The 10,895-nt window shown below is 65.1% G+C and carries 7 protein-coding genes; 3 read left to right on the forward strand and 4 right to left on the reverse strand.

Annotated features, from left to right (window positions below; all coding sequences use genetic code 11):
• The 4 genes from RMO40_RS17725 to RMO40_RS17740 all read right to left on the reverse strand — a co-directional run.
• A partial coding sequence (locus RMO40_RS17725; protein WP_309724263.1) for an acetoacetate--CoA ligase occupies positions 1–1,860 on the reverse strand: 1,860 nt, incomplete at its 3' end.
• Positions 1,861–1,862: 2 nt separating this feature from the next.
• Positions 1,863–3,674, reverse strand: a complete 1,812-nt coding sequence (locus tag RMO40_RS17730; RefSeq protein ID WP_309724265.1) for an ABC transporter substrate-binding protein — start codon at positions 3,672–3,674, stop codon at positions 1,863–1,865.
• On the reverse strand, positions 3,671–5,479 hold the full coding sequence (locus RMO40_RS17735) for an ABC transporter substrate-binding protein (protein ID WP_309724267.1): 1,809 nt from the start codon (positions 5,477–5,479) through the stop codon (positions 3,671–3,673). The genes RMO40_RS17730 and RMO40_RS17735 overlap by 4 nt, the downstream gene beginning before the upstream one ends.
• A complete protein-coding gene (locus RMO40_RS17740) occupies positions 5,476–7,299 on the reverse strand; it encodes an ABC transporter substrate-binding protein (RefSeq protein WP_309724269.1) in 1,824 nt (607 codons plus the stop codon). Before RMO40_RS17740 ends, RMO40_RS17735 begins: the two co-directional genes overlap by 4 nt.
• A gap of 204 nt (positions 7,300–7,503) precedes the next feature.
• Between RMO40_RS17740 and RMO40_RS17745 the strand changes: the two genes are divergently transcribed.
• The 3 genes from RMO40_RS17745 to RMO40_RS17755 form a co-directional block, all read left to right on the forward strand.
• Positions 7,504–8,442, forward strand: a complete 939-nt coding sequence (locus RMO40_RS17745; protein ID WP_296680930.1) for an ABC transporter permease — start codon at positions 7,504–7,506, stop codon at positions 8,440–8,442.
• Positions 8,443–8,450: 8 nt separating this feature from the next.
• The gene (locus RMO40_RS17750) at positions 8,451–9,464 is read left to right on the forward strand and encodes an ABC transporter permease subunit (RefSeq protein ID WP_309724273.1); all 1,014 of its coding nucleotides are present in this window, start codon (positions 8,451–8,453) and stop codon (positions 9,462–9,464) included.
• A partial coding sequence (locus tag RMO40_RS17755; protein WP_309724275.1) for an ATP-binding cassette domain-containing protein occupies positions 9,461–10,895 on the forward strand: 1,435 nt, incomplete at its 3' end. The genes RMO40_RS17750 and RMO40_RS17755, both read left to right, overlap by 4 nt.

Consider the following 10,895-nt stretch of genomic DNA (forward strand, 5'->3'; position numbering starts at 1 on the left):
GAACACCTCGTTCGGCACGTGGCGCGCGGACAGCGCTTCGCGGATGACCTGCTTGAAGCGCTTCGTCAGCGCGTCATCGAGGATCACGCCCTCGCGCAGCACCACGAACAGCGGCATCCAGCTTTCGCGGCCCAGGTATTCCAGGTCGACCACCAGGCTGTCGAGCACCTCGGGCAAGGCTTCGACCGCGCGGTACAGCTCGGCCGTGCCCATGCGGATGCCGTGGCGGTTGATGGTCGCGTCGCTGCGGCCATAGATGATGGAGCCGCCGTTAGGTGTGATGCGCAGCCAGTCGCCGTGGCGCCAGATGCCGGGGTACATGTCGAAGTAGCTGTCGTGGTAGCGGCGGTTGTCCTTGTCGTTCCAGAAATACAAGGGCATCGACGGCATGGGCTTCACGCACACCAGCTCACCCACCTCGTCGACGAGCGCCTGGCCTTGTTCGTTCCAGGCTTCGACGGCCGCGCCGAGGCAACGGCACTGCATCTCACCTTCGACCACCGGCAGCGTGGGCAGGCCGGCGATGAAGGCGCCGGCGAAGTCGGTGCCGCCCGAGAGCGAGCTGAGCCAGATCTTCTGGCCATCCACCTCGGGCATGTTGTCGTAGACCCAGCGGTAGCAGTCGCTCGCCAGCGGTGAGCCGGTGGAGCCGAGGCCGCGCAGATGTGACAGATCGGCCACTTGCATGGGGTCCACGTCGGCCTTGAGGCAGCTGGCGTAGAAGGCCGCACCGGCACCGAAGAAGGTGACCGTCGCGTCGGCCGCAAAACGCCACAGCGTGTTCCAGTCGGGGCCGCCCAGCGCTAAACTTTTGCCGCCGGGGTTGCCGTCGTAAATGCAGACGGTGGTGCCGAAGAGCAGGCCGTTGACCTGCGCGTTCCACATGATCCAGCCGGTGGCGCTGTACCAGTGGTAGCGGTCGCCGGTCTCGGCGCTGGGGCCTAAGTTGTTGTGCAGGCGGACCATCTTCAGCGCTTCGAGCACCACACCGCCATGGCCGTGCACGATGGGCTTGGGCAGGCCGGTGGTGCCGCTGGAATAAACAACCCAGAGCGGGTGGTCGAATGGCACCCAGGTGGGCTCGAACGTCGCTGCGTCGGCCGTCAGCGCCGAGAAATCGTGTGCAGCGCGCTGCGAGCCGGCCAGCGAGTTCGGATCGGCCGCTTCATCGAGGTATCGCCACAGCACCACATCGCGCACGCTGGGCAGCTCGGCCAGCAGACCTTGCAACACCGGCAAGCGGTCGTGTGCGCTGCCGCCGTAGACATAACCGTCGCAGGCGATCAGCACCTTCGGTTCGATCTGGCGAAAGCGGTCGAGCACCGCCACCGGCCCCATGTCGGGCGAGCACACCGACCACACGGCGCCCACGCTCGCCACCGCGAGAAACGCGACCGCCGTTTGCGGGGTGTTGGGCAGGAAAGCGCCAACCCGGTCACCCGGTTGCACGCCCAGGCTCTTGAGCCGCGCGGCGAGTGAGGCGACTTGCCGGCGCAGCTCGGGCCAGCTGGTTTCGCTCAGCTCACCACGCTCGCCCATGCGCTCGTTCTGGAACACGATGGCGGGGTGGCCCGCCGCATGGGCCGCTTCGGCATGGCGGAACACCTGCTGCGCGTAGTTGAGCTGCGACCCCGGGAACCATTGCGCGCCTGGCATCTTGTCTTCGACCAGCACGGCCGTGTGCGGCGTGGGGGACTGCAGCTCGAAGTAATCCCAGATCGAGCCCCAGAAGCCCGACAGGTCACTCACCGACCAGCGCCACATGGCGTCGTAGCCGGCGGTGGTGGTGGCGTCGAACTTCAGGCCGCGCTCACGTTCCAGCCAGCGGGTGTAGCGGGTGATCTGCGGTTCAGGGTGCATGGTCAGCGCGCAGGACGTTTGCTGTTGTCGATGTCGACGTAGTGCCACCACTGATTGCCGAAGGCAGGCCGGCGAAACCCGATCACCCAGGGATAGGCCAGGTCGGTGGAGATGCGGTGCACGGTGTAGCGCTGCGGCATGTAGGCGGTGAGCAGCTTGTTGGCTTCGGTCATGGCGGCGAGCCGCTCGGGGCCGTCGGGCATGGTCTGCATGCGCTCGTACAGCGCGTCGAAGGCCGGCAGCTTGAAGCGAGCCAGGTTCTGGTTGCCCGACGAAGGGCCGTACATCATCTCGAAGGCATCTTGCATGTCGGGCGCTTCGGACGACTGCCCCACCTGCCACACCATCAGCTGCGCCACCCTCGCCTTCTTCAGCTGCTCAGGCCATTTGGCAATCTTGAATTCGTTGCGCAGGCCCACGGCATTGATGTTCTTCTGCCAGACCTCGTCGAACTGGCGTGACAGGCCGTCGGGGGTGGTGGCGAATTCGATCACCAGCGGCTTGCCGTCGGGCTGCTCGCGCCAGCCGTCGCCATCGCGGTCGACATAGCCATAGATGTCGAGCAAGGCCTTGGCGCGCGCCGGGTCGTAGCTGCTGTTCTCGCTGCGGTAGTTCGGGTCGTAGCCGTAGGTGCTGGGCGCCACGATGGACTGGGCCGGTATCGCCTGCCCACGCCGGATCTGGTTGATCTCGCGCTGCATGTCCATCGACAGGCTGATGGCACGGCGCAGCGCCACCTTGTCGGCGCTGTAGCCGCCCACCAGCGGGTCTTCCATGTTGAAGTACACCATCACGCGGTCGGGCACCAGGTCTTGGTAAAGCTGAATGCCGCGCCGGCCCAGGTTGGGGGCAATCTTGCCGCTGGGTGCGGCTTGGTTGACGAACTCCAGCGGCACCCCCCATGACACGTCGAACTCGGCGTTAAGGAAGGACAGCCAACGCGGCTGGCTGGCTTCGATCACGCTGATCTCCACCCGGTCGATCATGGGCAACTTGCGGCCCTTGAAGCGTTTGAGCAGCGCCTGGCCCTCGGCGTCGTCGGCGTTGGGCTCAGCGTCGTAGAGCATCTCGCGGAAGTTGGGGTTCTTCTCCAGCACCATCTTCGAGCTGCGCCGCCATTCGGTGAGCCGGAAGGGCCCGGTGCCCACGGGATGCTCCATCGCCTTGCCCGGGTAGGCTTCGATCACCTCGCGCGCCACGGCGCCGGCAATGGCGCTCTGCGACAGGCGATAGATGAAACGCGGCCGCGGGTTCTGCAACCTGATCTGCAAGGTGTAGCGGTCGATGGCGCGCAGGCCCTCGATCTCCTTGTCGTAATTGAATGGCGCGCCCTTGAGCGCCGCCTCGCGCAAGGCTTCCAGGCCGAGGATCTTTTCTTCGGCAAAGCCGGCGTAGCGCGGGCTTTTGTTGACGGGATCGAAGATGCGCTTGATGGAGTAGACGTAGTCAGCCGCCACCAGCTCGCGCTTTTTGCCGGCGAACGCCGGGTCGTCGGCGAAGTAGGTGCCGGGTTTCAGGCGCACGGCCCAGGTGCGGTAATCGGCCGACACCTCGGGCATGTCAACGGCGGTGTTGGGGCGGATCTTGAAGGGCCGCGCCAGGTGGTCGTAGCGATAAGGCGCATCGAAGATGTGCGAGGCCACGATGCTGGAGTACAGGTCTTGAATCTGCCCGGCGTCGAAGCCGGTTTCGGCGATCAGGAAGCCGTACTTGAGCACCTTGGGCGGCGCTGCACTTTGTGCTTGCGCGCCCATACCGAACGCGGCCACCAGCACCGCCGCCGCTGTTGAGGTCGTCCATCGCCACACGCTCACGGCTGCTGCTCCTTCTGCGCAATATCCACGTACTGCCACCAGTCTTGCCAAAACGGCGGCCGCCGAAACCCCACCACGTGGGGATAGGTGAGGTCGGTCAAGATGCGATGCACACCAATGCGATAGGGCATGTAGGCCACCACGAACTTGGTGGCCTCGTCGAAGAGTGCCTGGCGCTGCGGGCCGTCGGGCAGCATCTTGAGCTGCTCGTAGACCTCGTCGAAGGCCTTCAACTGGAAGCGCGCACTGTTGCTCTTGCCGGATGACGGCCCGTAGTCGCGCTCCAGCGAGCCCTGCCCATCGGGCGAGCCGGCCGTCGAACCCAAACGCCACAACATGAACTTGCCGACGCGCGAAGCCTTCAGGTTCTCGGGCCACTGCGCCACCTTGAGCGAAACGCGCAGGCCCAGCGCGTCCATGTCTTTCTTCCACACCTCATCGCGCTGGCGGCTGGTGCCGTCGGACTGGGTCAACATCTCCAGCAGCAGCGGGCTGCCGTCGGGCAGCTCGCGCCAGCCATCGTCGTTGCGGTCGAGGTAGCCGTACAGGTCGAGCAAGGCCTTGGCGCGGGCCGGGCTGTACTGGCTCATCTCGGTGCGCAGGTCGTCGCGGTAACCCGCTGTCCAGGGCGGCATCATCGATTGCGCCGGGATCGCCTGGCCGCGCCAGACACTGCGGATCTCGCGCTGCACGTCGTTGCCCAGCGCCATCGCGCGGCGCAGCGCCACCTTCTCCGGCGTGTAGCCGCCGACCAGCGGGTGTTCCATGTTGAACACCGTCAGCGTCACATCGGGGTTGAGCACCCGGTAGGGCTGCATGCCGCGCTTGGCCAGGTGCGGCGCGAGCTTGCCCGCCGGCATGGCCTGGTCGACAAACTCGCCGGGCAGGCCGTACAACACGTCTTGCTCGGCATTGAGAAACGACAACCAGCGCGGCTGGGCCTGCTCTATGACGGAGATCTCCACCCGGTCGATCATTGGCAGTCGCCGGCCCTTGAAGCGCTTGAGCCAGGCCTGGCCCTGGGCATCGTCGGCGTTCGGCTCGGCGTCGTAGAAGTGCTCGCGGTAAGTGGGATTGCGCTCGAACACCATGCGCGAGCTGCGCCGCCAGTCCACCAGGCGAAAGGGCCCGGTGCCCACCGGGTGCGCCATGATCTGCTCGCCGTAGAACTCGACCACCTCGCGCGCCACCGCACCGGCGTAGACGTCGCGCCCGGCCCAGATGGCCATCAGGTGGCGCGGGCGAGACTCGCGCAGCTTGACGCGGAAGGTGTAGCGATCGTGCGCCTTCAGCCCCTCCACCTCGCGGTCGTAGTCGAAGGGCTTGCCGCTTTTTAGCGCCTCATCTCGCAGGGCCTGCAGGCCGATGATGCCTTCGTCTTCCACGTATGAATGGGCCGGCGCCTTGAGCTTGGGGTCGTAGACGCGCTTGAGCGAGTACACGTAGTCCTGTGCCACCAGCTCGCGTTTCTGTCCCTTGAACGCCGGGTCGTCGCTGAAGTAGATGCCAGGCTTGATGCGGAAGGTGAAGCTCTTGAAGTCGTCGCTGATCTCGGGCAGGGCCACCGCGGTCGAGGGCTTCAACTTGAAGGGCCGCGCCAGGTGGTCGTAGGTGAGGGGTGCGTCGAAGAGGTGCGCGGTGAGGATGCGCGAGTACAGGTCATTCACCTGCGCCGGATCGAAACCCGTTTCGGCGACCGGGAAGGCGTAGCGCAAGACCTTCGGGGGCTCGGCCGCAAGCGCGCCACCCGCAACGGCGAACGCCAGGCCCAGGCAGGCGCGCAGCCAGTTGAGGGGGTGGCTCATGGCGCCCGGCCGCCCTTGCGCTGACGGTCGGTGTCAATGTCGACCCACTTCCAGAACTCGCGCACGAAGTTGTTGCGGTGGTAGCCGATCACCCAGGGGTGAGACAGGTCGGTGAAGATGCGGTGCAGGTGCAGCTTGTAGGGGGCGTAGGCAACCAGAAGGTTCTGTGCCTCGTTCATCACGGTCTGGCGCTCGGGGCCGTTGGGCATGCGCTTCTGCCGGTCGTAGGCCAAGTTGTAGGCAGGCAAGTCAAAACGTGACTTGTTGGCTTGGCCCTTGTTGCCGCCGTAGCCCAGTGCCAAAAAGGTGTCGCCATCGGGTGAGCCCGCGCTCCAACCCACGCCCCACATCATCAGCTTGCCGTTGGTGGACTGTTTGAGGTTGTCGGGCCAGTTGGCGGTTTTGAATACGATGCGCAGGTTGATCGAGTCCATGTTCTTCTGCCACTGCTCGATCAGCTGGCGCGACTGCTGGTCGGGCTGGGTCGCGTACTCCAGCACCAGTGGGCTGCCGTCGGGGCGGTCACGCCATCCGTCGCCGTCTTTGTCAACGTAGCCGTACATGTCGAGCAAGGCCTTGGCACGCGCCGGGTCGTGGTCGCTCATCTCGGTCTTCATCGCCGGGTCGTAGCCCCAGGTGCTGGGGGCGATGGCGCCTTGCGAAGGCACGGCCTGGCCCTTGCGCACGAGGCGAATCTCCTTTTCAACGTCGACCGCCAGCAGAATGGCACGCCGCAGCGCGACCTTGTCGGGTGTGTAGCCGCCCACCACCGGGTCTTCCATATTGAAGTAGGAAAAGTACACGTCGGCACGTGGGTAGCGCACCATCGCGATGTCGCGCTTCTTCAGGTTGGGCGCGAGCTGGTTGTTGGGCATACCGATCTCGGTGAAGTCGTTGGGCAGCTCCCACAAGATGTCGTGGTCGCCGCTCAGAAAGGTCAGCCAGCGCGGCTGGTTTTCGATCACGATGTCGATCTCGACCCGGTCAATCATCGGCAGCTTGCGGCCCTTGAGCCGCGCCACCGCAGCCTGCGCCAGCGGGTCGTCGGCAGGTGCATCTTCGTCGTAGAACTGTTCGCGAAAACCAGGGTTCTTCTCGAGCACGATCTTCGAGGCACGCCGCCACTGCGCCAGTCGAAAAGGCCCGGTGCCCACCGGGTGCTCCATAATCTTGTCGCCATAAAAATCGACCACCTCGCGCGCCACCGCACCCCACACTGAGCCGTCGGTCAGTTCGAGCAGCAAACGAGGGTTGGCCTCGGCCGTCCTGAGCTGGAAGGTGTACTTGTCGAGCACCTTGAGGCCTTCGACCTCACGCTCGTAATCGAAAGGCTTCTTGGCCGCCATGAGTTCGGAACGCAGTTCGGAAAGGCCTAGGATCTTGGCGTTGGCGAGGATGTAAAGGTTGGGGCTCTTCTGGCGCGGGTCGTAGTGCCGCTTCCAAGAGTAGACATAGTCGGCCGCCACCAGCTCGCGCTTGTTTCCTTTGAACGCTGGGTCGTCGGCAAAGTAGATGCCGGGCTTGACACGGAAGGTGAAGGTCTTGTAATCGGCACTGACGTCGGGCAAGGCAACCAGCGTGTTGGTGCGGTAACGAAACGGGCGTGCCAGGAATTCGTACTGCAGCGGCGCATCAAAGATGTTGGCCGTGATCGTGCGCGAGTACAGGTCGGAAATCTGCGCCGGGTCGAAGCCGGTCTCGGCGACGCGAAATGAATAGTGCAGCACCTTGGGTGCGGCGGCGTCTTGCGCCAGGCTGGCCGGCGCAACAAACGCCAGCATCGTCATCAGGGCCGCGATCAGGCCACTCCGTTGGGTCACTTACTGCTCCTTGTGGGATGTCTTGAAAGTTTAGGGCGCTTCGGCATGCAAGTTGCGTGCGCCGCCCCCGGGCAAACGCGGGGCGAGGGGCATTTCAGCGCCGCTTAGACTCGCGCCTGCTGCAAAACCATGCGGCGCCCGGCACCCCGCCTCACCCTGGCGGTCAACACCCTTGTTCAACGCTCCACCCGAGATGCAAAACCCATGGCCGCCTATGTGATCCGGCGCCTGCTGCAAATGATCCCGACACTGCTCGGGGTCTTGCTGCTGGTGTTCCTCTTGTTCAAATGGGTCGGCGGCGACCCGGCCGAGATCCTCGGTGGCCTCAACGCCAGCGCGGCGCAGATCGACGCCATCCGCGAGCAGCTCGGCCTGAACAAACCCTGGTACGTGCAGCTGTGGATCTACCTCAAGAGCGTGGTCAGCTTCGACTGGGGCCGCAGCTGGGCCACCAATGAGGCGGTGAGCAACATCTTCGCCACGCGCCTGCCGGCCACGCTGACGGTGATGCTGCCCATCCTGATCCTGGACACGCTGATCGCCTTGCCGATCGCGATGTGGGTGGCCTACCGCCGCGGCTCGGTGGCCGACCGCTCGCTGATGGTGATCACCACGGTCGCGCTGTCGATCTCGTTCCTGGTCTACATCATCATCGGCCAGTACGTGTTTGGTTTCCAACTCGGCTGGTTCCCGGTGCAGGGCTGGAGTGACAGCCTGCTGACCAACCTGTTCGTCTACGTGCCGCTGCCACTCTTTCTTGCGCTGGCCGTGGGCGTGGCACCGCAGACGCGGCTGTACCGCACCTTTTTCCTGGATGAACTCGGCCAAGACTACGTGCGCACCGCGCGCGCCAAGGGCATGACCGAAAAGACGGTGCTGTTTCGCCACGTGCTGCGCAACGCGATGATCCCCATCCTGACCAACATTGCGCTGCTTTTGCCCGGCGTGTTTGTCGGCTCCTTCCTGATCGAGGTGTTCTTCTCCATCCCCGGCCTCGGTCGCGAGATCATCCTGGCGGTGAACCGCAGCGACTACCCGGTGATCCAGGCGGTGGCGATCTACCTCGCCATGTTGACCATGCTGATCAACCTGGCGGCCGACATCCTCTACAAGCTGACCGACCCGCGGGTGGTTCTCAAATGAGCGCGGTGATGGACAGGCCGGAAGGCGTGTGGTTCGCTGCCTGGAAGCGCTTGCGTGCCGACCGTGTGGGCATGGTGTCGCTGGCGGTGGTGCTGTTTTTCATCGCCCTGATCGTGCTGGCAGCCACCGGCCTCGTGGCCAAGGGCTGGCAGAACGAAGTGGGCGTGCCCAGCGCACCGCCCACCTTCATGGGCCCGGCGCCCAAGACCGAGGCAAGCGTGATCGAGTCGCCCAAGGGGCCTAACGTCGACATCTCGGCGGTCGACCCGCTTGCGCCGCGCTACAAGGAGTGGGACGAACGTGCGGCCAAGTTCAAGTCGGTCGAGGTGGTCAAGGCCGAGACGCTGCCCTTCGGCGCCGACCGGCTGGGCCGTGACGTGCTGGCCAAGGCGGCCAAGGGCACACAGACCTCCGTGTTCGTCGGCCTCCTCGGTGCGCTGATCGCGGCCTTGATCGGCACGGTGCTCGGTGCCCTGGCCGGCTTCTTCGGGCGCTACGTGGGCGACTTTCTGGAGTGGCTGTACAGCGTGTTCACCGCCATCCCCGACATCTTGCTGCTGCTGGTGTTTGCAGTCATCTTTGGGCGCGGCATCGGCAGCGTGGCCATCATCCTGGCCCTGGTCGGCTGGACGAGTGTGTACCGCCAGGTGCGCGCTGAGTTCCTGAAGCACTCGGTGCGCGACTATGTGCGTTCGGCCGAGGCCATCGGTGCCTCGACCAGCTCGCGCATGTTTCGCCACATCTTGCCCAACGTGAGCCACGTGATCCTGGTGCGCATGTCCTTGCTGGTGGTGGCCTTCATCAAGTTCGAGGTGATCCTGTCGTACCTGGGCCTGGGCGTGGGGGTCGACGATGTGTCCTGGGGCACCATGCTGCAAGAAGCGCAGAACGAGCTGATCCTCGGCCAGTGGTGGCAGCTGGTGGCGGCCACCGGTTTCATGGCGGTGTTTGTCACGGCGTTTTCGTTGTTCACCGATGCGCTGCGTGATGCGCTCGACCCCAAGCTGAGAGGTCTGGAATGAGCGCTCTGCTGACCATCAAAGATTTGCGGGTTTCTTTTCGCACCGGCAAACAAGACGGCGTCGTGCAACGGGTGCAGGCCGTCGGACGTAGCGAGCAAGGCGTGAGCTTCGACGTACCCGAAAACACCACCGTCGCCTTGGTCGGCGAGTCGGGCTCGGGCAAGAGCGTCACCGCCATGTCGATCCTGAACCTGCTGCCCGACAACGCCGAGCGCCAGGGCGCCATCAGCTTCCAGGGCCGCGACATGCTGGCCGCCACGTTGCCGCAGCTGCAGGCCTTGCGCGGGCGTGAGATCGCCTGTGTGTTCCAAGACCCGATGAGCTCGCTCAACCCGGTGTTCAACATCGGCCAGCAGATCTGCGAGCCGCTGATCAAGCACCTGGGCCTGACGCCGAAACAAGCCTTGCAGCGCGCCGAAGAGCTGCTGGTCGAAGTGGGCCTGCCCGAGCCGAAGCGGCGCCTGAAGGCCTACCCGCACGAACTGTCGGGCGGCCAGCAGCAGCGCGTGATGATCGCGATGGCGCTGTCCTGCGAACCCAAGCTCCTGATTGCCGATGAGCCAACCACCGCGCTCGACGTGACCATCCAGCGGCAGATCCTGGACGTGCTCACCAAGCTGAAAGAAAAGCACCGCATGAGCATGCTCTTCATCAGCCATGACCTCGGCGTGGTGGGTGAGATCGCCGACCACGTGGTGGTGATGCGCCAGGGTACGGTGCGTGAGCAAGGCCCGGTGGCCGGCATCTTCGCCAGCCCGCAAGACGCCTACACGCGTGCCCTGCTGGCCTGCCGGCCCACGCTGGCGCAGCGCAGCGCGCGCTTGATGGTGATCGACGACCACATCTCCGGCGTGGCCAACTTGGCACTCGGCAAGCCGAAAGACCCGACCGCACCGGTGATCATCGAAGCCACGGCGCTGACCAAGAGTTTCTGGTTGCGCAGCGGCGTTTTCGGGCGGCGCGAGTTCCAGGCCGTCAAGGGCGCGAGCTTCCAACTCAAACGCGGCCACACGCTGGGCGTGGTGGGCGAGTCGGGCTCGGGCAAGACGACCATGGGCCTCACGCTCTTGCGCCTGCACGAGCCGAGCGGCGGGCCGGTGAGCGGGCAGGTGCGCTTTGACGGCCGCGACCTGCTCGCTCTCAGCAAGGCCGAGATGCTGCCGATGCGCCAGCGCATCCAGGTGGTGTTCCAGAACCCGTATGCCTCGCTCAACCCGCGCTTCACCATCGGCCAGACGCTGGTGGAGCCGATGACCATCCACGGCATCGGCGCCGACACCGCCGAGCGCGAGGGTCGCGCCCGCGCCCTGCTCGACAAAGTGGGCTTGGAAGCACGGTCCTTCGGCAAATATCCGCACGAGTTTTCCGGCGGCCAGCGCCAGCGCATTGCGATCGCGCGAGCCTTGACGCTCGACCCCGAGGTGCTGGTGC

The organism is Rhizobacter sp., assembly GCF_031412075.1.
In the GTDB taxonomy this organism is placed as follows: Bacteria; Pseudomonadota; Gammaproteobacteria; order Burkholderiales; family Burkholderiaceae_C; genus Rhizobacter.